Genomic DNA, 20319 nt, shown 5'->3' with positions numbered 1-20319 from the left:
CACCCGCTACGACAAGACCGCCGAGTCCTACCAAGCAGCCGTCACCCTCGCATCGCTCCTGATGTGGGCGTGACATTTGAAGACAGCTCCTAGGGGTGGGCGGGGTGGCGCACCAGCAGGTGTGCCTGCCGCTGCGGGCCGGCACCACGCTGGCGCTGTACACCGACGGCCTGGTCGAGACCCCGCACAGCGACATCGACACCCGCGTCGCCGCCCTGACGGCGGTGCTTCGGCAAGCCTGCTCGCAAGCCGGCGGTCTGGAGAAGGCTGCCGACCACGTCGTGCAGGCCATGCTGCCCGATGTCACCGCGGCCGACGCCGCTGACGATGTGCCCCTGCTCCTGATCGCCTTCCCGGCAGCCCCGCCGAGCACCACGAGGGCCGGCTGCTGACGCTGCCTCCGCCCCCGGTGGTCCCAGGACATGGCCACATACCTGCGCGCCAGGCAACTGACCCACACCGCCGTTTCTCCTCATCAAGGCTTCGGAGCGCGGACATGGCCCTGAGAGCGCGTCAGGCGCGGGAGGTCGGTGTGCCAGGTTTCCCTCGTGTTGATCTGCGGGGAGCGTACGCGGGGACAGCGCGCCCCGTGCTTGCACCTCGCCCAAGTCGGATTGGACCTGCGGTACCGCCAGGGGAAGCAGGCGCGACCTCGGGCCTTGGAGCCAGTTCGCGTCGGCCGTCAGGATGAGAGGGCGGCGTGGCTGGGTTGTGGTGCGTTGCGCATGCGGCCGTGGCGCTCGTAGAGAGCGCGCAGGAGCCGGGCGAGGTTTTGCACACCGGCGACCGTGGGGCGCGGAGGAACGGACAGGCGCCGTTCGGCTTCGCCGAGCACAATCTCGGTCAGGGCCCGTATCGCACTGGTCTTCGGCAGTGCGGCGCAGCAGTGCCGGACGTCTTCGGCGACGGCGCGAGCATGGTCGGCCAGTTGCCAAGCAATCTGTTCGTAGTCGCGGCGCTGGAGCACTTCGTGCGGTCCGGCCCAGGCCAGGACCGCCTGGGCCAGCACCAGGTAGGGCTCACGGTCGAGGGGCAGCGCCGCGTGGAGGGCGTCGCGCCTGATCGGTACCGAAGGTGTGGTCATCGCGATCTCCGTCAGGGTTCATTTCGGAGCTAGGCCGCGCGGTTGGGAACGGCTAGCGTCCTCGTCGGTTGCCTTCCGCTGCAAGTACATTTGCAATTGCATCGGTAAGAACGGCCGCGCGGGGCCCATATCGCGCCATGCGCGTGTGGTCCCGCAACAGTCGGTGCCCGGTCCTGAAGGAGGAGGGAACGTGGTGGAGTCATATTCCAACGACGTATCTGCCGATGCGGTCGAGGGGGCGGTGTGGCGCAAGAGCTCACGCAGCAATCCCAACGGAAACTGCGTTGAGCTGGCCGTTCTGGCTGATGGCCAGGTGGCGGTACGCAACTCCCGCCACCCGGCTGGACCGGTCCTGGTCTACACCCGCGCCGAGATCGCGGCTTTTCTCCAGGGGGCCAGGGGCGGGGACTTCGACGATCTCACCACGGCCGGCTGACGCATATGTCGGCCGGATACTCACCGCAGCCGGCGGGGCGAATAGAAGACTGAACGTTCATCCGTCCCCAGGGGAGTCAGCGTGCCCGCGAAGCCCGAGCACTCTCCGCGCTCGTGCACCGAGCGTCCCCGGGGCGGCCCGACGGTCCTGCGGATCATCCTGGGAACGCAGTTGCGCCGGCTGCGGGAGGCGGCGGACATCACCCGGGAGGCGGCTGGGCAGGTCATCCGCTGCTCGCACGCCAAGATGCGCCGCTTGGAACTGGGCCGTGTCGGCTGCAAGGAACGTGACGTGGCCGATCTGCTGACGCTCTACGGGGTCACGGCCAAGGCCGAGCGTGCCGAGTTCCTGGCGCTGGCGCGCGGGACCAGCACGCCCGGATGGTGGCACCAGTACCACGACGTCCTGCCCACCTGGTTCGAGACGCTCCTCGGCCTGGAAGAGGCAGCCTCAGTCATCCGCACCTACGAGGTGCAGTTCGTGCCCGGGCTGCTGCAGACGCCTGACTACGCCCGGGCAGTGTGCCAGCTCGGCAACCCGCAGGCGACCGGAGAAGAGATCGCACGCCGGGTTGACCTGCGCCTGCGACGGCAGGCCCTGCTCAGCGCGCCCGGTGCGCCCCGGCTGTGGGCGGTGCTGGACGAGGCGTGTCTGCGCCGCCCGCTCGGCGGCCCCGGGACCATGACCGGCCAGTTGCAACACCTGCTGGAGATGTCGCAACTGCCCAATGTCACGGTGCAGGTGGCCCCATTCCGCCTCGGCGGACACGCGGCGGCCGGCGGCCCCATCACCATCCTGCGCCTCCTGAAGCCGGACCTGCCCGACATCGTCTACCTGGAGCAGCTGACCAGCGCCCTCTACCTGGACAAACGCAAGGACGCCGACCACTACCTCACCGTGACAGACCAGCTCAGCACCCAGGCCGAATCCCCCCGGCAGACCCAGGCCATCCTGCAACAGTTGGTCAGCGCAGCGGAGGGGACGTAACCATGGGCCAATACCGTCGGCCGCGGCTCCAGACGCGAGCGAGCCCCCCGGCGAACCGCCTGCAGACGCACCGGCGTTGACAGCGCCCTGCGGTGACACCGGAGGGACTTGAGTGCCGTTGCGGCCGGCAGGCCGCCAGGGATCAGCTGGTGCCGGTGTGACGGCCGTGGACGGGTGCGGTGCGCTGGTGCTCATCCTGGACGAGCAGGGAGAGCAGGGCGGCCACGGTCAGGCCGAGGTCCGCTTCGGCCGGGTGCCGCAACGTTTTACCGGGCTCGATCCGGTAGGTGTTGGAGCGCCCCTCGCGGGTGCGGGAGAGGTACCCGTCACCTTCCAGGTCGACGATGATCTTCTGCACGGCGCGTTCGGTCAGCCGGCAGTGGGCGGCGATGTCGCGGATGCGGGCGTGATCGTTGTCGGCGATGGCCGCCAGCACCCGGGCGTGGTTGGTCAAGAACGTCCATCCGGTGTGGGGCTCGGGCACCTCATACATGCCCCGACTATAACGACCTGCGTTTCACGCACCACAAAGCACGTAGCATTCTTCATGTATTGATTGACGTGTGTGTTCTGGGTGGACGAATCTGGACACGAAGGCAGGCGAGCCGACGAAGGAGAAGACGGCCATGCCCGAGCCCGCACCCAGCGCATCCCCCGTCCCCGGACATGGCCCCGGACCCGCCCCCAGCGGCGCGCCCCCGCCGGGACCCGCGGCTTTTGGGCCGTATCTGCTGGCGATCGAGGTCACCGCCGGCGGTGACCGGACCAGCCTGGTGATAAAGGGTGACCTCGACTGGGCCGCCGGCCGGCACATCGAGCCGGGCCTGCATGCCGCCCTGGCCGACTGCGTTCGCGGCCTCGACCTGCACCTGGGCGCCGTGCACTTTTGCGACTGCGCCGGCCTGGGCCTGCTGCTGGACCTGCGCAGACGCGCCCTCGCCCAGGACAAGAGCCTGACCATCACCACCCGCAGCCGCGCCGTCGAGCGGATCCTGGACCTGAGCGGCACCCGGGACCTGTTCGAGGCCCCGCCCCCGAACGGCCAGCACACCATGCTCTCCCCCGTGCCCTCCCCCGCCCCCGGCGAACGTCACAGCCTCCAGGACGGTACCGACCAGGAACTGCGCACCGAGGTGGCCCAGCTGCGCCGGGCCATGCAGACCCGGCCGGTCATCGACCTGGCCCGCGGCATCCTGATGGCCACCTTCAACCTGACCCCTGAAGCGTCCTGGGCCGTCCTGGTCACCACCTCCCAGAAGACCAACACCAAACTGCACCGCCTCGCCCAGGACCTCCTCGACAGCCATCAGGGCACCCCCCTGCCCGGCACCACACGACGGCACCTGACGGACGCGGTCACCGCAGTGAAGGCGGACACGCCCGAATCGCCGAACTCATCCGCCCACACCGGCACTCTCCCCGGACAACGCACTGCCCCACCACCCCCGTAGCCGCCAGGTCCGCTCGGCTTCGCCGTCTGCGGCACCCACCGGGCCCCGGCACACAAAAGATCGCCGACGGCACGCTGGAAGGATTCCGTCGGCCTGGCCGAGGGAGGATCGCGTTCGGCCCGCTGCACCGCCCCGTGTCCGGCCGGGCGGGCTTATCGCCGCCGTTTCCCCGACGGCAGCGACCGCTCACCGCGGCCTCCCGGCCGGCTGCGGCGAACATTCCCTGACCCCTGGCAAAACCGATCAAGGTCATGGCCGGGTAACCCCTCCCCCCGGCGGTAAACCCACCGCCCCACGCCAGTTGCCCAACCGCACCCGATACGCCCGGTGTGTAGGCAACCTCATGCAGAAGACCCGGGATTCCGAAGTGGCGCAAGGGTATGCCAGGGACACAGTGGGCGCGTTGGGCCGCTGAGCCGCAACGCTCCCGGGTCCAAGGCGCCCGGCCCTGCACGCGGAAAGGTCTCCTACCTCTTGTCCCGACCTGCCCAGTACCACCTGCTGCCACTGCCGGACGGATCGTGGGAGACGGTGAGCTGCCTGGCATCGGTCATCCGGTGCCGCGCCACCACCCCCACCGTGATCGTCGACGTGTCGGTGGTGGAGCGGCTGACCATCGACGCCCTGTCCGTCCTGGTCCGCAAAGCCATGCGTCTGCGTTCGGCCGGCGGTGAACTGCTGCTCGCCGGCCCCGGAGCGGCCCTGCACAAGGTCATCGAACGCACCGGAACCGGACCTCTGCTGCCCGCCTTCCCCGACAGCGCGGCCGCGCTCCGCGCGCTGGCCGGCGACGGCCGCACCTGGCAGCGGATGGGCCTGGCCCCCGGGCGCGGTGCCCTGTTCACCGAGCCCCCGCCGTGACGCCACCGACCGTGACCATCGGGTGAAAGAACTGCAACGGTACGTGACCGGCTGGGGGGCGGTTCGTTGCTCCGTCCAGAAGACCGTGCGGGCCACGAAGGGACAGCCGGTGAAGCATGACGCGCCGTCGGGGGACGGAGGCGAGGCGCGCCATCGGGCAACGGGGGGCGAGACACGCCCCCGTGCACCGGTCCGGTGCCGGCCGGCCCCTGCACCCGAGGAGGAAAGCCCGCCTGGCGGCCCCCGGGCCGGGTACCGCCAGGCGCGGCTTCTCACGCCGTACCGAAGACACCCTCGTCAGGCGCGCAGGCTCCGCCGTCGGCGCACGAGCGCCACCCCGCCGAGCAGCAGCACACCGCTCGCGGCAGCCGCGGCACCAAGATGCTCGCTGCCGGTGTGGGCCAGTGCCGGAACCGGGGCGGCCTGCCCGACCACCCGGCCCTTGCCGCCGGCCGGAGACGCGGCCGGCGGGACACGGGAGTCCACCTCTCCGGCGACATCCGTCGGCGGACGATGCCCCGGCCCCGGAGAGCCGGGGGCCTCATGCCCCGGTGGACGGTGACCAGGCGGCTTCTGGCCGGGAGGCTGGTGGCTCCCCGGAGGCTGGTGGCCGGGTGGGTGGTGGCCGGGAGGCTGGTGGCTCCCCGGAGGCTTGTGACCGGGAGGCTGGTGGCCGGGAGGGTGGTGGCCGGGAGGGTGGTGGCCGGGAGGCTGGTGGCTCCCCGGAGGCTTGTGACCGGGAGGCTGGTGGCCGGGAGGGTGGTGGTGACCGCCGGGATTGGCGCAGTGGTTGCCGAAGACGGGGTTGAGCAGGCCGATGACGTTGACGGTGTTTCCGCACAGGTTCACCGGCAGATGGACGGGGGCCTGGAGCAGGTTGCCCGCGAGTACGCCGGGGGCGGCCGCGGTGCGTCCCGCGGCACCTGAGTCGGCGTGCGCGCCCGCCGCCGCGCCGGCCAGTATCCCGGTCGCCGTCGCGGCGACCAGCACGCTGTGTTTCACCAGATGTTGCACGTGTGGTCCTTCACCTTGTCGAAGATGACGAACCGGGCACCTGGTGTGGACCAGGTGCCCGCATCCCGAAGGGATGTCGCCCAGCCCCTGCGGCGGGCACCACCGCTCATGCGGCGAACTCCCGCCAAACCCGCCCCGGTTGGACAGCCATGACAGCAGCGGGCCGGGATGCTGAGCGCGTCGTATCGGACCAAACGATCGTCATGCCAGGAGGAAACGCGCGGCGTTTCGGGATTCCCGCTGCCTGATCGGTTCTTCACCCGCCCACGGCATTCTCGCGGGCCACTTTCGGCATGGACATGCGTTCCCAGCAACTCACGGCCCGCGCGCACACCCGTACGCAGCACCACCCTCACAAGCCTCTGCCCCGGAAAAGCCGCACCTCAGCGCCGTGTTCGGTGTGCTGCGCCGGGGGCGCGCGGCCGATGGCTGGGCGCGGGGGCGTGCACGGCGGATCGAGAAGGGTTGTGCAAATGTCCGTGTTCTGTAATGGACCGTCGCATCTTCAACCACGGCCTGGCCGGCGGACGCACAGTAGGGGCGCCCGGCAGCCGTCCGGGCATCTCGTCCCACTGGTCCCGCCGTCGGCGGGGCTGTCCGCAGGAGGTTGTTCATGTCCCGTTCCGCCCGTCTCGCGGCCGTCGCCCTCAGCTCGGCCGCGGTGGTCACCGCCGCCGCCCTGCCCGCCTCAGCCACCGGCGCCCACACCCTGCCGGCCCCGCACCGCTCCCCCGTCGTCATCGGCGCGGTCCAGGCCGACTCCCCCGGACGCGACGACGGCTCCAACCGCTCGCTGAACGCCGAGTGGGTCACCGTGAAGAACACCGGCCACCGCCCGGTCAACCTCAAGGGCTGGACCCTGACCAGCGAGCGCACCCACAAGATCTACCGCTTCAACAACCTGCGCCTGAACGGCCGCCAGGAAGTGCGCGTGCATACCGGCAACGGGCGTGACACCTGGCGCGACGTGTTCCAGGACCGCCGCACCTACGTCTGGGACAACCGGCGCGACACCGCCACCCTGCGCAACGACCACCGTCACGTCGTCGACACCAAGCACTGGGGCCGCCGCTGACCGGGCCGGGCCGCCTCCCAGCGACCCCGCCACCAGGTGCGCCGCAGCCCCGGGGAGAGCTGCGGCGCACCGCCCTGCCCGGCCTGCTGCACTGCACGACGGCCGGTTATCAGCCTTCTGGCCTGCCGCCCGGCACCGGCACCATGCCCCTGCCCCGGCCTGCGCCCAGCACGGCCGCAGGCCAGCAGGAGGGAACATCATGCTTCCGACCATGGCCCTGCACGGGTGTGCTGTGCAGCACCACCGCACCCGCCTGGAGAACGGGGTCGCAGTCCGCGAGGAGTGTGCACGGTGCGGGTACCGGATCACCTACGAGGCCACCGGGCGCGACCGCCGAGTCCTTCCTCCCCACCCGACTTCACTGCCGCCGGCTGGCGGCACGGGAACCTGCTCACGTGACGAACGCCGCAGCCGAGCAGTGGCAGGACGGCCGCAGGTGGCCCGGGAGCGGGACGGCGCCTGAGTGCGCCGCCCCGCACAGGCTTCGCGCCTGGCACCGTGCGCATTCCCGAGCAACGTGACCTTCGCCGACCGGTGCCCTTGACGGGTATCCGCAGACCCGTCGGCCAGGCTGGGCCATCCGGTGCGTGTTCAGCCACGACCGCTCACGCCGCGGTTCCTACTCCCGGTGAGGATGTGTAGCCAGCGCTTGGCGCCTTCACCACCGTCGCCCGCCCGCAGGTCGAGAGCCTTGCGCCGCCCCTCGGCGGTGACGGCCAAAGCCACGTAGATGGGCCGGTTGGCGGCCGCGCCGGACATTCCCACAAGCTCGTGAACAACACACGCATAAAGTGGCAGAAATTCTTCATGAATGATCGATGGTGGGCTTGATAAGCCGACTAATGTCAATGGCGGGACGGCCAGGGGCAAAGGTGCTGCAATGCCCACATGCCGCAGGCGGCGGAGGCACCGGCCAGCTCCCTTCCTGGCCGGCGTCCGGGCTCAGCATTTGTGTGAAGTGAGGCGCTGATGGAGACAGTGGACACCCAGCAGTACTCCGCCGACAGGCCAGAGCTGTTCCGCGGGCTGGTGGAGTGTTCGCAAGATGCCACCCTCATCAAGGACTTGGGCGGACGGATTACGTTCTGGAATGCCGCTGCCGAGCGCCTGTACGGCTACCCGGCCGAAGAGGCCGTCGGCCGGCACATCAGCCTGCTCATCCCACCCGACCTGAAAGACGAGGAAGCCGGTCTGCTGCAGCGCAGCAGCCGCGGCGAGCGCATCGAGCACTACGAAACCCGGCGGGTCACCAGCGACGGCCGCGTACTGGATGTCGACGTGACCTTGTGGCCGATCTGTGATCAAAAGGGTGCCATCACGGGCGCCTGCTCCACCATGCGCGATGTGAGCGACCGCAAACGGGCCGAGCGGGAACTCGCCGACCTGTACGCCCGGCAGCGCCACATCTCTCTGGCGCTGCGCCTTATGGGCGCCTGCGAGCAGATTCCCCAGGCCCAAGCGGTCACCCGTTACCTGCCCTCTACCCAGGGGCAGGGGGTGGGGGGCGACTGGCTCGACCTGATCGACCTGGGCGCCGGGCGCCTCGGGGTGGTGATCGGGGACGTCATGGGCCGCGGCTTCGATGCGGCCGTGGTCATGGGACAACTGCGCTCTGCCGCCCGGGCACTGGCGGTGGCCGGCCTGCCGCCGTGCGAGCTGATGCAGGCGCTGGACACCTTCACCCGCGGGCTGCCGGAGCAGTTCGTTACCTGCACCTACCTGGAAGCCGACCCGGCCCGCGGCGAGATGACCGCCTGCTCGGCCGGCCACCTGCCCACGCTCCTCATCGGCCCCGGCGGGAGCGTCGAGACGCTGGCCGTGCCGACCGGTATCCCTCTGGGGGTCGGCCACGCCGCACACCAGCAAGTGTGCCTGCCGCTGCGGCCGGGCGCGACCCTGGCCCTTTACACCGACGGGCTGGTGGAAACTCCTAACGAGGACATCGACACCCGGCTCACCCTCCTGGCCACGACCGTGCAGGATGCTGTTGGCGCCCTCGGTGACATGGAGAGCGCCGCTGATCACATCCTGCACAAGCTGCAGCCGAATGCGACCACGCAGACCGACGACGTGTCCTTGCTTCTGGTCACCTTTCCACCCGCTCCCCTCACCGCTGCCGCCCAGCGCCTGCCGAACGAAGCCGCCTCGGTGCCAGCCGGCCGACGCTTCGTCGAGGCACAGCTACTCTGCTGGGGGCATGGCGACATGGTGGACACCGTGATGCTCTTGGCATCAGAACTCTGACCAATGGCGTCCTGCATGCCCGGGGCCCGCTCGATATGCGGATCTGGTCCAGCGACCGTGAGCTGGGTGTGGAGGTCACCGACCGCAGCCCCCTCGGCGTTGCCCGTCCCTGGCCCCGGAGCGACAGATGCGTAGAAGAGAACGGACGGGGCCTGCAGTTGGTCGAAGCCCTCGCCGGCGCCTGGGGCATCCGCCCCCACCCGGACGGCAAAACCGTCTGGTTCACCCTTCCTTCAGGCCGGCAAATGCCGTGACACAGCCCAGTGTGCCCACCCTTGCCGCAGCACCCGCTGACCGCGGCACCATCTGACGAAACCTGAACCTGCGGCGTTCCGCACAATGGCCTGGGAGACGACGAGGCACCATGGAACGGCGCGACCATGACACGTCCGGTTCCCGAAGACCACAAACATCCGGGGATCACTGCCCGCTGCCCGCTACCGGAACCGCCACGTGGCAGGCCCATGTCGAAGATTGCCTGATCCAGCGCCTGGGTTGCACACAGGCCCAAGCACACGCGTGGGCAAACGGACTGGTGGGCCCATCCGCCTGCCCGGAGATCAGCGATGACGGTGCCAGCGGCAAGGCACCCGGCTCCGCCGGGAACCCGCCAGAGGCCGGCCACGGGCCAGGCCCCACCGGCGCGCTCCTTGAACTGTCACTGGCCCACAGCCCAACAGAGCTGGCGGAGCGCCTGCACGGCCAAACGCTCCGCCTGGGCGCAAAGACCGTGCTGCTGGCCGTCATGGACATCGAAGGCACACTGCGCATGAGCGGTGTGGCCGGGACCGACGCCAGAGCAGTCACCGACTGGTCCCGGTTGCCGCTGCACTGCGTGCTCCCCCTCGCCCGGATGATTGAGGAGGAGCAGTTGCTGTGGCTGGACGACGAGAGCGGCGATCGCATCCTGGCTTGGCTCTCTCCCCGGTTCAATGTTGCCGACACCGACTGCCCGGCTGAGGACGACCGTGGCCCGGCACCTGCGGAACCCTCCATGGTGGGCATCGTGAGCGTCATTTGGTCCGCCCCTTCCCCGGTGGAGGCGTCCGCCCGGGCCCGGGCGGAGACCCTGGCCGATACCGCCGGGCGGCGCCTGCGCGGCCTGGCCACCCTGGGACTGCCGAACGACGACCTACGGGCACCCTGGTTGGGCACAGTCCTCGACACCATCCCTGTACCAGCCGCACTGCTCTTCCCGGTGCGCGGCCCCCGCGGCCGGGTCGTCGAATTCACCATCGACCGCTGCAACCAGCACGCCACCGGCCTCTTGAGACGCACACCCGAGCAGATCACCGGCAGCCGCCTGCTGGACACCTTCCCCGGCATGGCCCTGTCCTGGCTCTTCGACGCCTATGCCCAAGTTGTGGAAACCGGCGCCCCTCTGGAGAAAGGCCCTTTCTCCTACGAGGAACCGTTTCACGGCGTTCTACACCCGGCGCTGCTGAGCGTACGTGCCCAGCGCATCGGCGGCGGTCTGCTGGTGAGCTGGCAATTCCACGACGAGCAGGCCCGCGCCCAGGCCCGCCTGGAGGATGCAGAGCGCCTGGCCGGCCTCGGCTGGGCAGAGTGGAACCTGGCTACCGGCGACGTCACATGGTCACGCAAGGTCTACGACATCCTCGGCCTGGACCCCAACTGCGGCCCGCTGCCCCTGCGCATGCTGGCCGATTACATCCTCGCAGAAGACCTGCCGACCGTCGCCCATGCCGTACAGGCACTGGCGCAAAGACCCGGGCCGGTGTGGTTCGAGGTCCGCACTGCCGCCGCAGACGGCCCACGCCATGTGAGTATCCATGTCGAACTGCTGCGCGACAGCCGCGGCAGCCTCACCGGAGTGCGCGCCGTTGCCCAGGATGTCTCCGCCCTGCGCCGCGCGGCGGCCGCATTGGAAGAATCCCGGCACCAGCTCCAGCTCCAGCGCCTGCGCCTGGCCGAAGAACTACAGATGGCACTGCTGCCCCGCGCCCATCCCGTACTTTCCGGCCTGCGGGTAGCGCTGCGCTACCGACCCGCCGAGGACTCCTCCCGCGTCGGCGGGGACTGGTTCGAGGCCACGCCGCTGCCCGACGGCCGGGTGCTGATCGCCATCGGAGACGTGAGCGGGCACGGCCTGCGCGCCGCTGCGAAGATGGCGCAGCTGCGCAACGCTCTGCTCGGCATCGCACACACCGGCGCCGATGCAGCCCAGATCCTCGACTGCCTCAACCTCCTCGCCTTCCACCACCACGAAGAAACGCTGACAGCCACTGCAATTGTCGGCCTCTTCACCCCCCGCCAGCGCACCCTGACCTGGGCCCGCGCCGGCCACCCTCCGCCCATCCTGGTACGCGACGGCCAGGCGACGGAGCTGGACAACAACACCGGCACCACCCTCGGCGCCATCCTCCCCCCCGGCTACGAACTGACCACCACCCTGCTGCACCCCGAAGACCGCCTGATCCTTTACACCGACGGACTCGTCGAACGCCGCACCGACCACACCGGCGAACGCGACCAGCAACTCCTGGACACCGCCGTCCAGGACGCCGACACCACCCCCGAACGTCACCTGCAGACCCTGCTGTCCACCCTGGACACGAACCCCGAAGACGACACCTGCGTCATCATCCTCCACGTGGAGGACTGAGCACTTGGCCAGTAGCCGCCGCTGTCCGCCCCGGTCGCCCCCCGTGCGAAGCGGGGTCCCCGCGTGCGGGGACCACAACAAGCATCATCGCGCGGCGCGCGGCGACCCTGCCGCCCCGGCAGAACCGGTCATCGCCGGAGGCTCGGGGCTGTGTCCTCACGCGGTCAAGTACGACCCCGCCTCGGCCCCGGCCCGGCCTTGGCTGCGACGGCTACCTACCGCACAATGCCGTCCACTTCCTGGTGGAGGACGGGGCACGGCTCGCCGTCGGCGTCTTTGGTCGGCCGACCGCCGGACGGAGCAACATCTTCTGGCCCGCCGCTTCCATACTACGAAGCCGCCAGGCTCGGCGGTCACCGTCGCCGGCGGAACGTGCACCTGGCCCGTGTCCTGGCCGCTGCCTGCGCACCGCTGTGGCCTCGGCAATCAGCGTGTGCCGGAAGTCGTGCCCCGGAGCTGACGGCGTTCCTGGGGACCGACGCCGAAGGTTCCTGCGAGCGAGCCCTACCGAGCAGCCCTCACCCTCGCATCACTCCCGATGCGGGCGTGACGTTCGAAGACAATTCCTCATCGTCACGCACCGCAAAAACGGCCCGGGTGGCCACTGCTGAGGGGCGAGTAAGAAGACAACGCCGCCCCCAGCAGGGCCCACCCCCGGGTGGGCATGTGATCGGCCGGATGAAGAACCACAAGATCCTCCGCTACTGCCGGCAACGCGGCGACGGTCTCCATCACGCCGTCCAGGGCGTCGCCCACATGCACAATCTCGCTCTTGCAGCATGCATGAACAGACAACGCCAAAATCACAGGCGCGGCTGGCAGTTCACAGCCTTCTGCAACACACTTTAGAGGGCGCCTGAGAGGTCCCGTTCAGGGCAGCGGTCTTCCGACGCGGTGCAGCAGGAGCAGCACGGTCGCCAGGTAAATCGCGTTCTCCTGGCTGGCGGCCAGGTACTCGTAGTCCTTCGAAAGCCGCCGGTAGCGTCCCAGCCAGGCGAAACTCCGCTCGATCACCCAGCGGCGGGGAACGACCGCGAACATCGGCACCACGCGTGGTGGAGCGTCGGCCCTGGCCCAAGTACTGCGGAAGCCGCCGTCCTTGCGCTGGTGCCGGGCAGGGCGGCCAGGTGTCCGGCACACGCGGCGAAACGCGGCTGGCGCTTCAGCGCCGCCACCGCGGCCCGGGTTTGGCCCGGGCGGCGGGGAGCGGGCAGCGGCCGTGCCCTCTGGTCCGCGGCGGACCGGGCCGTACCCGGCGGCTCGGCGCGGCGGGAGCAGGACTTGACACTCATCGCGGGTCCCCCTTCTTCGATTGGTCGCAGGAGAACGGCACGAAGTCCGCTGTGGCGCGCGCGGTGTTCGGAGCCGGGCCGGTCAGGACCGGGTCGTCGGGGGCGACGCCGTTGGCGACGGCCATGGCGGCATAGGAGTCGTACAGCTCCATCCCGGCAGGCAGGACAGGGCGGGCCAGGGTGCCGTCGGCGAGCATCCGCTGCACACCGGCGTGGTGCCGGGCGCCGCGCAGCAGCCACCCGGCGCAGGTCTGAGGCTGCTCGGGGCGGCTGGCGTGGCAGCCGAAATGCCGGTCGGCCCCCGGCAGGGAGGTCGCGGCCGAGTGCCGGAACGCTTCGGCAGGGAACTGGCCGGGCGGGGCGTCGCGGCGCCACGGGCACGGCTCGGGCCCGCCGCACGGCCGCGCCCGCGCGGCGGACGGACCGGCATAGGCCACGGACGTCGTCACGCTCCACTCGCCGTCGGCGAGGCGCCGGGCGATCACCCGGGCCCGGGGGCTTTTGGTGTCCGCTGCCGCGCTGTCGGCGGCCGCCGGCTGCGGCGCGGGAGGCCGGCCGTCGGCGAACGCCGCGTTCAACTGGGCGAGCACCTCCTCGGCCGGCAGACCGCGTTCGGCGGAGAGTTCGGCCAGCCGGGCACGCACCCGGCGGTCGTGCGCACGGTCCCCGCTGGACGGCAGGGCGTCGGCGGCGCTCACCGGGCACCCCCGCCCGGGACGCCGGAGCGGCCGGCGGCGACGTGCACCTGGCGCTGCCAGCGGCGTAAGACGCGCGGCGAGATCAGCGCCTCCCCCTGAACCGGGCCGCCGCCACCACGGCGGAGCCGGTGGTCAGGGCGAGCCCGGCCACCGTGCAGGCGGCCAGGCGCAGCGCGGCGGGCCCGCCGACGGGCACCAGCATCGCGGCGGTCCCGGCCAGGGTCAACACGACTGTTCGCGAGTGCCCCGTCCCCGGCATGCGCCTCGCCGGTGTCCTTGGCCAGCTCTTGCTGCCTTCCTGGCCTCACTCGCAACGCTCCTCCGCCCCAGCTTATTGCTTTGCATTCTGCCCGATCGCGGTCGCCCGGCAAGGTACGGCACATGAGAAGTAGACCGTCGGCGACTACGTTCTCCGTCTGCGTCGGCTCCAACGTGGTCCACGGCACCAACATCAGCATTCCCTGCCTTTGCCCTATACACGAGCGCTTCCGGTTCCATCATCGCGAGGGACACTGACAATGCAGGCCCGCCGACCAGGCGAGGGTGGTTGCCGCAGGAACGGTAGGCACGACGTCAGCCGGAGGAGGCAGCAGCCGCCTGGTAGCGCTCCGCGTAGTCGCGCACCCTGCGCTGGGCGTCGGGCGCGTGGAAGACGAGGGTGTGTGAGGTGAAGTAGTCGGGGCGGGTGGAGGTCGTCAGGACCAACCCGTCGTCCCGGAGGCGATGTTCGGTGAAGCCGGGGAAGGCACCGTCGGCGATCGGGATGCTCGCCCACGGGTTGTGAAGGATGTGGAAGCCCTCGCTGAAGGTTTCACGCTCCTCGGGGCCGTAGTCCCCCACCACGTAGGCGTGCTCGATGGGCCGGTCCACATTCGGGTCTGGGTCGGGCAAGGTTCCGTACCGCAGCATGGCGACATCGTCCGGCCCGTAGCCCAGCTCGGTGCCGATGCGGTGAAACTTCGCGACCGTGGCGCTGTTGGAGAAGATAACGGCCGAAAGATGCGAGGCTTCGGGCTGGGCGAACAGGCCGCTGGGGATGCTGGTGTCGCCGCGCCGATGTTCGGTGATCTTCTCGCTGGTCAGGACGAGAGCGCCACGGTCGTCGCGCGTGGTCACGTCTCGGCGCCCATACAGGTAGCTGGCCAGCGGGCCAACGGTGTGGAACAGCGCGCTGAGGTGATGAAAGGACTCCAGGGCGATCACGAACGGGCGGCCCTGCACGTGGAGGGCCTGCCAGTAGGCGTGCCCCTGGGCGGACCGCTTCTCGAGCTTACGGCGCAGCGCCTTGGCAGACTGGAGCACGAACTCGGCTTCGGCATCGTCCAGGTCCGCGGGGACCAAGGGGTGCTTGCCCTGTGGGAGCTGTTCGAGATCGGCCGCAGGCGACGCGCCTTGAGTGGGATTGCTGGTGGTGGCTTCAATTGCCACCGGGTCGTCTCCCCCGAGGAGGAAGTCCGGTGCACCCCCGGTGTGTTCGAGAGTGTGTCCCTGTTCGTGGAGCGCCGCGAACAGAGCCAGCTCCAGGACGCGGGGAGAGAAGCCGCCGGTCTGGAACTCGCGGACGAAGCTTCGGTCAGCGCCGTTGAACGTGGCGAAGGTTTCGTCCATCAGCCGCCGGGTGGCTTGGTGGATGTGGTGGTCGCGGAGGACGCGGAAGCGCGGGTCCATGACCTCGTCGGACACCTTGCGCACGCGCTCAAACAAGCTGCTGGGCATAGCCGCATATTTACACCAGATCATCAGTTCGATGCCATGTTTTGTCGATCGCCTCAAGGTCTGCTATCCGTGTATGGGCGGTACTGGCACTGGGACGGTTACACAGGCGAGATGGTGCGGATCACGTGGCCGGACTGGCCACTGCGAGGGTCCGGCAGAGACCGAATGGCATGGCCCTCTTCGGAGGGACCGCGAACTGAGGCAATGCTCGACGGTATGTCCGGTCTTCTTGCCCCCAGCGTGGCGGTGGAGGAAGCGACTCTGCCCGTGGGCGTCGGGCGGGCGGGGGCGGGGGCGTCGATGCCTAGGTGGGCGCCGTGGTCGATGACCGTGGTGCGGTAGCCGGCGTGCAGCCAGGCTTTGCGGATGCGGGGATGGGCGGGGGCGGTGCGGGACAGCAGGGCGACGTCGGCCGCGGTGTCGGACACGCTTGCGGCGGTGACTTGCCCGGTAAACAGGCCCACGGTGTCGCAGTCCAGATGCCGCTTGCACCCGATGGGCCATTTGCCCGCGTCGGTGCATAGCCCGGCCCGCGGCACGTTCGCCGAGGTCTTGATCGTCTGAGAGTCGAGCACGCCGAGGGCTCGACATCGCGGCCCTCACACACCGGACCAGCCGCCGGAGCAACCCGGTGAGCTGCTCGAAGATGCCGTCCTGCTGCCAGTGGACGAAGGAGCCGTAGACAGTACTGGAAACCGCCGTTTGAGTCCCAGCTAAGGTCGCTCACAAGCGTCCGTCACGCTACAAGTTCGGCTGTTCGGGCCTACCTCTCAGTCGCTGCACCGGCCCGCTGTGCCGGAATACAAGCCTGCTACGGCTCGGCCGACGCGAGGGCACAACCTTCGACTCCGCACGATCTTGGATCGGCCCGCGGGTCCACCCACGCTCGAACCCAGACAGCGAGCGTCCGGGCAACCAACCACCTATCCCGTCTGCTCTCAATCCCTCTCACTGCCGCCGCAACATGACCCGAACTAACGCCACCAAACCAAGATCCGGACCATTTCCGGACCAGCCTCCGCCCGAAGGGGGCACCAACTACCGTTTTACGAGGTCAGGATGGGATCAGCTGCTGTACCACCAACAGACGAAGAATCTTCTTTGTTCCTACAACCCAAAGAAACTTGGATTCTTCTAGAGTCTGAAGTCGGTTGCCTGGAGGCATCGTTGCGCTCCAGGCAAACCCGACACGCCAGTTACTTTACGCAATCAGCAGCGCGCCTCATGGCACTACCCGATGTCCAAGCAGGCGCTCCCGGACCTGCCGCGGACCAAAACAGCGCCCGCGTGGAACCACTTCCGCGGGGTATGTCCGGCGTGGCAGTCGAGCGGCCCAGTCTTGCCGCTGGCACCTGCCGCCGTGTGTCGGCCGGGTGAGGGCGACGTCGCAGGCGACTTGGGCGCAGAACTAACCGTACTGGGCCGCCGAGCGGCCCCAGCTCTGCGACGCCGCCCCCAGGCTCTGTCCGCTTGGTCGAGCAATCGGTCCTCGTGGACTTGGTCTTCCCGGTGTTGTCGGGGCCGCTGAAAGCGACCGACACGGGGTGCATGTCGTCGCCATGCTGGCTGGGCATCGGCTTTCCTTCTTTCGCTGTGATGCGAGGCACGCGTGGGCCGGCGCCTCTATCGGGCGCCGCCAGCCAAAGGGACGTCGTCGGCACTGATCGGCGGGTGCGCCAACGGCATCTGCACCGACGACTGCCCGGCCTGGACCATGACTCTGAGGGCCGCGAGTCCAGCAGCCGTACCGAGCCGCCCAGACCCAGCTCAGGGCCGTCCCCAGCGGGGTCGGATAACGGGACCCGGCTCACCGCCGCGCCTCCCGGAGGGCGGAAACAGCAGACACCGACCAGTCCGGAAGGCGGGTTCGTAAGGGTCCGTGCGCTGCCAGCGGGCATCGCCGCCACGGTTCCTCTCACGTGTCCAGGCAGGCGCCAACGGGACCTGAACAGGGCCTTCGAGCCATTCGGAGATCTGCAGGGTGATGTTCAGTGAACGGCGGTCCGCCCTCTCCGGAGCCGTCCGCGTCGCCCAGGACGACGACCGCCGCATGGCCACCAAGCACCTCGCCATGTACGAGACCGACATCGGCAAGTCGGCCGCCGCGGGCGGCGGCTCCTGGGCCGACCGCCCCCCCGGCCGCTGGGCCCACGAATCCGGCATCCTTCTTTCCCGCCTCGGCGACCTCGATGCCGCCGAAGAACACCTCCACCTCGCCCTCGACATCCACGGCCTCGACCGCCGCCGCACCCGCGCCATCGTCCTCGCCGACCTTGGCGGCGTACGGCTCAGCCAAGACTACGTCGACGGCGCGATGGCGACCTGGCGGGGCTTCCTCGCCTGCGCGGACGGCACCCGTTCAGTGAAGGTCCAAGCTGCCCTCTGGGACATGCGCGTCCGCCTGCGGCGATACAGCGGAGTCCCCGGAAGCCGAGGAGCTCCGCGAGAGGGCAGCCCGCACCGCTAGTTGACGGCAACTTCACTGATCAGGCAGATGATCGCGGATTGAAGACTGGGATGGGGGCGGGAATCACCCGCCCCCAGACACTCCAACTCCTCTGTGGTGGTCTGCTCGTCAGTGGAGCGCCAGCTGCTTCGGATCCGCCAGGTCGCCCACGTGGCGGCGGCAATTACAAGAACGGCGGCAAGACTTCCCAGATACTCGGACAGAACGTCACGGAACAGGCCGTTCACAGAGTCATTCCATCAGTGCGCATACGTCCTCGCTGACGGGACGGCTTACCGCAGCAGACAGCGCCCGATCCGACGATCTTGAATCGTCGGCCGGTTCACCAACCCATTTCGGCAAGGTTGGTACGCCATCCGTTGCGTGCTCTCCGGCGGTCACGAGCCACCTGTCGAGCAGTCCCGGCGAGAGCTTCCTAAAGTCTGCAAGATCCGGTGCCCCCATGGCAGCAGCTTCCATGTCACTTCGGTTCGGATCGTCGGCCCTCCTCAATCTGACCAACTGTGTTGTCAGACCCTGCCGTTACCCTGCCCGGAACCGAGCCGATGGCAACAGCCGGATGGAGAACCAGAAGATGGCATCAACCTGCGCATGGTGTGGCGGCAGCATCCCACCAGACCGGGCTCCCCAGGCCAAGTACTGCGGGGTGGAGTGCCGCGAACGACGAGGCGTTGCGAGCAAACGGGGTACCCGCCGCCCCCCGCAGAAGCACTTCGTCTGCGTGGTATGCGCAGGCCCTATCCCCTCCACCCAGCATCGTGCCTGTAAAACCTGCTCCGAGGAGTGCACTGCGGAGCGGCGCCGTGAATTGGGCAATGAGGCCCGCCGGGCCAAGACTCAGCGCAAGCTCGCCAGCCTCACAAGGGCATGTGCCCACTGCCAGCAGGTGTTCGCACCGCAGTCCATGCCGTGGCAAAAGTTCTGCTCCCAGCGGTGCGCCCAGCGGGCAGGTGGTGAGCGCGCAGAGCTCAAGCGGCAGGAGCGCCTCTCGACCGGCGATTTCAAGCAGTGCACTCTCGAAGGTTGCGGCGGCCTGGTCGTCGCGCATGGGTACTGCCGTACTCACTACGCGCGCTGGCACAAGCACGGAAATCCACTGCACCAAGCAGTTCCTCGGCAGAAGCGCTGCTGCGCTGTTGAGGGCTGCCTGAAGGCGGCAGCCGCATTCGGACTTTGCCCTCGGCACCGACGCCTGCAGAAGCTCTACGGGGACGTCTTGGGGGCCAAGTGCACCCAGTGTCGTATCAGATACACGGCATCTGGGCGACCCGGCTGGTGTGCGCATTGCGTCTCGGAAGTGTTTGCGAACAACGGCTACCGGGTGCTGGAGGCCTTCCAAGGCAGTAACCGGCCCGTCAAGGTCGCATGCCTGAGCTGCGGCGAGGAGTCGGCGGTGCTCCTCAGTAACGCGATCCGAGGTGGTTCTTGCGTCCACTGTTTCCGACGCCTCCGAGCCGGTCGGGACCGCGCTCTGCCCAAGTCCGAGGCGCTCAGAGCTCTGGCAAGTCTCCGACTGGTTCTGGCTGGACCTTACGCCCGGGCCACGCTCGCAGTAGCTGCCGAGTGCCTGGACTGCGGCACCGGCACGACCGTCAAGATTTCCGACATCACGCGCGGGCAGCGCCTCATCGGGTGCCGAAGCTGTGCAAGAAATGCCGCAGCCAATGAGATCACCTACTGTGCGGCAGGTTGCGGCCGATCATTCGGACAGCCACTCGGCGGCCCCCGCCGAAAGTGGTGCAGTCAAGCGTGCATGGAGTACTTCGGGCAGTACTCAAATCCCTACCCGAAGAACGTGGGGACACGCCACTGCCGGGACTGTGAGACGGACATCACAGCCAAGCAGCTGTCAGCGGTCCGCTGTGATGCTTGTCTCCCGGCGTGGAAGAACGAAGCGCGTCGCAGACTGTGGGCCGGAAATCCGGAACTCCGTCGCCGCCAGCAAGCAGATGCAGCGAACCGTCGTCGGGCCCGGATCCGGGGCAATGGCCGCGAGCGATACGGGCGACTCGATGTGTTCGAACGCGACCGTTGGCGGTGCCAGCTCTGCTCCTTCCCGGTAGACCAGGCAGCACAGTGGCCGAACCCCTTGTCCGCCGCTATCGACCATGTAGTACCCATCGCCGCTGGCGGGGCTGACGCCCTGAGCAACGTGCAGCTGGCTCACCAGGGCTGCAACTGGCGTAAGTGGAGCAAGGACTCGATCGGGATCGGCCCAGACAAATTCATCCACCCGGCCGTGGCCGCTCGATTCCTCGGCCGAAAGGAATCGGGTCCTTCGGAATCGTCTCCTGCGAGAGCTCTCAAGGGCTGACTCCGGTCGGTTGCGCCGCTCTTCACGAAACCTGTGCCTCCGCAGCCGCCCACC

Annotated in this window: 18 protein-coding genes and 3 pseudogenes; 11 read left to right on the top strand and 10 right to left on the bottom strand. The window is 69.0% G+C overall.

Annotated features, from left to right (window positions below):
* The first annotated feature begins 95 nt into the window (after nt 1-95).
* On the top strand, nt 96-392 hold the full coding sequence (locus ACZ4Z1_RS38215) for a SpoIIE family protein phosphatase (RefSeq protein ID WP_468491283.1): 297 nt from the start codon (nt 96-98) through the stop codon (nt 390-392).
* A 290-nt stretch (nt 393-682) separates the two neighbouring features.
* Here ACZ4Z1_RS38215 and ACZ4Z1_RS38210 read toward each other — a convergent pair whose 3' ends face one another.
* Entirely contained in the window at nt 683-1084 is a 402-nt protein-coding gene (locus ACZ4Z1_RS38210; RefSeq protein ID WP_468491282.1) for a restriction endonuclease, read from the bottom strand.
* Nucleotides 1085-1277: 193 nt separating this feature from the next.
* Here ACZ4Z1_RS38210 and ACZ4Z1_RS38205 point away from each other — a divergent pair, with 193 nt between their 5' ends.
* Together ACZ4Z1_RS38205 and ACZ4Z1_RS38200 are read left to right on the top strand one after the other, a co-directional pair.
* Entirely contained in the window at nt 1278-1520 is a 243-nt protein-coding gene (locus ACZ4Z1_RS38205) for a DUF397 domain-containing protein (RefSeq protein WP_468491286.1), read from the top strand.
* Nucleotides 1521-1601: 81 nt separating this feature from the next.
* On the top strand, nt 1602-2507 hold the full coding sequence (locus ACZ4Z1_RS38200) for a helix-turn-helix domain-containing protein (RefSeq protein ID WP_468491281.1): 906 nt from the start codon (nt 1602-1604) through the stop codon (nt 2505-2507).
* A 142-nt stretch (nt 2508-2649) separates the two neighbouring features.
* On the opposite strand, the gene ACZ4Z1_RS38195 is transcribed toward ACZ4Z1_RS38200, so the two are convergent.
* Nucleotides 2650-3000, bottom strand: a complete 351-nt coding sequence (locus ACZ4Z1_RS38195; RefSeq protein WP_468491280.1) for a helix-turn-helix transcriptional regulator — start codon at nt 2998-3000, stop codon at nt 2650-2652.
* Nucleotides 3001-3133: 133 nt separating this feature from the next.
* Here ACZ4Z1_RS38195 and ACZ4Z1_RS38190 point away from each other — a divergent pair, with 133 nt between their 5' ends.
* Both ACZ4Z1_RS38190 and ACZ4Z1_RS38185 read left to right on the top strand, forming a co-directional pair.
* The gene (locus ACZ4Z1_RS38190) at nt 3134-3958 is read left to right on the top strand and encodes an ANTAR domain-containing protein (RefSeq protein WP_468491279.1); all 825 of its coding nucleotides are present in this window, start codon (nt 3134-3136) and stop codon (nt 3956-3958) included.
* A 474-nt stretch (nt 3959-4432) separates the two neighbouring features.
* Nucleotides 4433-4819 (top strand): STAS domain-containing protein, encoded by a 387-nt coding sequence (locus ACZ4Z1_RS38185; RefSeq protein ID WP_468491278.1) that lies wholly within the window; start codon nt 4433-4435, stop codon nt 4817-4819.
* 297 nt (nt 4820-5116) lie between these two features.
* Here ACZ4Z1_RS38185 and ACZ4Z1_RS38180 read toward each other — a convergent pair whose 3' ends face one another.
* Nucleotides 5117-5833 (bottom strand): chaplin, encoded by a 717-nt coding sequence (locus ACZ4Z1_RS38180; protein WP_468491277.1) that lies wholly within the window; start codon nt 5831-5833, stop codon nt 5117-5119.
* Between the two features lie 613 nt (nt 5834-6446).
* Here ACZ4Z1_RS38180 and ACZ4Z1_RS38175 point away from each other — a divergent pair.
* Entirely contained in the window at nt 6447-6908 is a 462-nt protein-coding gene (locus ACZ4Z1_RS38175) for a lamin tail domain-containing protein (protein WP_468491276.1), read from the top strand.
* Between the two features lie 606 nt (nt 6909-7514).
* Here ACZ4Z1_RS38175 and ACZ4Z1_RS38170 read toward each other — a convergent pair.
* Nucleotides 7515-7667: pseudogene (locus ACZ4Z1_RS38170) on the bottom strand (transposase); the annotation flags it as partial.
* A 219-nt stretch (nt 7668-7886) separates the two neighbouring features.
* On the opposite strand from ACZ4Z1_RS38170, the gene ACZ4Z1_RS38165 reads away from it, so the two are divergent.
* The 3 genes and pseudogenes from ACZ4Z1_RS38165 to ACZ4Z1_RS38155 form a co-directional block, all read left to right on the top strand.
* On the top strand, nt 7887-9152 hold the full coding sequence (locus tag ACZ4Z1_RS38165) for a SpoIIE family protein phosphatase (protein WP_468491275.1): 1266 nt from the start codon (nt 7887-7889) through the stop codon (nt 9150-9152).
* A 535-nt stretch (nt 9153-9687) separates the two neighbouring features.
* On the top strand, nt 9688-11778 hold the full coding sequence (locus tag ACZ4Z1_RS38160) for a SpoIIE family protein phosphatase (RefSeq protein WP_468491274.1): 2091 nt from the start codon (nt 9688-9690) through the stop codon (nt 11776-11778).
* Between the two features lie 562 nt (nt 11779-12340).
* Nucleotides 12341-12555: pseudogene (locus ACZ4Z1_RS38155) on the top strand (IS5/IS1182 family transposase); the annotation flags it as partial.
* A gap of 93 nt (nt 12556-12648) precedes the next feature.
* On the opposite strand, the pseudogene ACZ4Z1_RS38150 reads toward ACZ4Z1_RS38155, so the two are convergent.
* The 5 genes and pseudogenes from ACZ4Z1_RS38150 to ACZ4Z1_RS38130 all read right to left on the bottom strand — a co-directional run.
* Nucleotides 12649-12816: pseudogene (locus ACZ4Z1_RS38150) on the bottom strand (transposase); the annotation flags it as partial.
* Nucleotides 12817-13066: 250 nt separating this feature from the next.
* Nucleotides 13067-13768 carry a DUF6283 family protein gene (locus ACZ4Z1_RS38145; RefSeq protein ID WP_468491273.1) on the bottom strand — a complete coding sequence of 234 codons (702 nt, stop codon included), beginning with the start codon at nt 13766-13768 and terminating at the stop codon, nt 13067-13069.
* Nucleotides 13769-13850: 82 nt separating this feature from the next.
* The gene (locus ACZ4Z1_RS38140) at nt 13851-13997 is read right to left on the bottom strand and encodes a hypothetical protein (RefSeq protein ID WP_468491272.1); all 147 of its coding nucleotides are present in this window, start codon (nt 13995-13997) and stop codon (nt 13851-13853) included.
* 344 nt (nt 13998-14341) lie between these two features.
* Complete coding sequence (locus ACZ4Z1_RS38135) at nt 14342-15484, bottom strand: hypothetical protein (protein ID WP_468491271.1); 1143 nt, start codon at nt 15482-15484, stop codon at nt 14342-14344.
* Between the two features lie 98 nt (nt 15485-15582).
* The gene (locus ACZ4Z1_RS38130; RefSeq protein WP_468491270.1) at nt 15583-16059 is read right to left on the bottom strand and encodes a transposase; all 477 of its coding nucleotides are present in this window, start codon (nt 16057-16059) and stop codon (nt 15583-15585) included.
* Nucleotides 16060-17468: 1409 nt separating this feature from the next.
* On the opposite strand from ACZ4Z1_RS38130, the gene ACZ4Z1_RS38125 reads away from it, so the two are divergent.
* Nucleotides 17469-17951 carry a hypothetical protein gene (locus tag ACZ4Z1_RS38125; RefSeq protein WP_468491269.1) on the top strand — a complete coding sequence of 161 codons (483 nt, stop codon included), beginning with the start codon at nt 17469-17471 and terminating at the stop codon, nt 17949-17951.
* Here ACZ4Z1_RS38125 and ACZ4Z1_RS38120 read toward each other — a convergent pair.
* Complete coding sequence (locus tag ACZ4Z1_RS38120) at nt 17948-18178, bottom strand: hypothetical protein (RefSeq protein WP_468491268.1); 231 nt, start codon at nt 18176-18178, stop codon at nt 17948-17950. The genes ACZ4Z1_RS38125 and ACZ4Z1_RS38120 overlap by 4 nt on opposite strands.
* 215 nt (nt 18179-18393) lie before the next feature.
* Between ACZ4Z1_RS38120 and ACZ4Z1_RS38115 the strand changes: the two genes are divergently transcribed.
* On the top strand, nt 18394-20265 hold the full coding sequence (locus ACZ4Z1_RS38115) for an HNH endonuclease (protein ID WP_468491267.1): 1872 nt from the start codon (nt 18394-18396) through the stop codon (nt 20263-20265).
* The last annotated feature ends 54 nt before the right edge of the window (nt 20266-20319 follow it).

This window comes from Streptomyces sp. NPDC030165, assembly GCF_055573595.1.
Note: the sequence above shows the minus strand (reverse complement) of the source record. Positions and strands in the feature narration are given on the sequence as shown.

Bases quoted from the DNA above. Each gene is read 5' to 3' on its own strand.
- ACZ4Z1_RS38210 (WP_468491282.1), bottom strand. From the start codon at position 1,084: ATGACCACACCTTCGGTACCGATCAGGCGCGACGCCCTCCACGCGGCG.
- ACZ4Z1_RS38195 (WP_468491280.1), bottom strand. From the start codon at position 3,000: ATGTATGAGGTGCCCGAGCCCCACACCGGATGGACGTTCTTGACCAAC.
- ACZ4Z1_RS38190 (WP_468491279.1), top strand. From the start codon at position 3,134: ATGCCCGAGCCCGCACCCAGCGCATCCCCCGTCCCCGGACATGGCCCC.
- ACZ4Z1_RS38175 (WP_468491276.1), top strand. From the start codon at position 6,447: ATGTCCCGTTCCGCCCGTCTCGCGGCCGTCGCCCTCAGCTCGGCCGCG.
- ACZ4Z1_RS38135 (WP_468491271.1), bottom strand. From the start codon at position 15,484: ATGCCCAGCAGCTTGTTTGAGCGCGTGCGCAAGGTGTCCGACGAGGTC.
- ACZ4Z1_RS38125 (WP_468491269.1), top strand. From the start codon at position 17,469: ATGTTCAGTGAACGGCGGTCCGCCCTCTCCGGAGCCGTCCGCGTCGCC.
- ACZ4Z1_RS38115 (WP_468491267.1), top strand. From the start codon at position 18,394: ATGGCAGCAGCTTCCATGTCACTTCGGTTCGGATCGTCGGCCCTCCTC.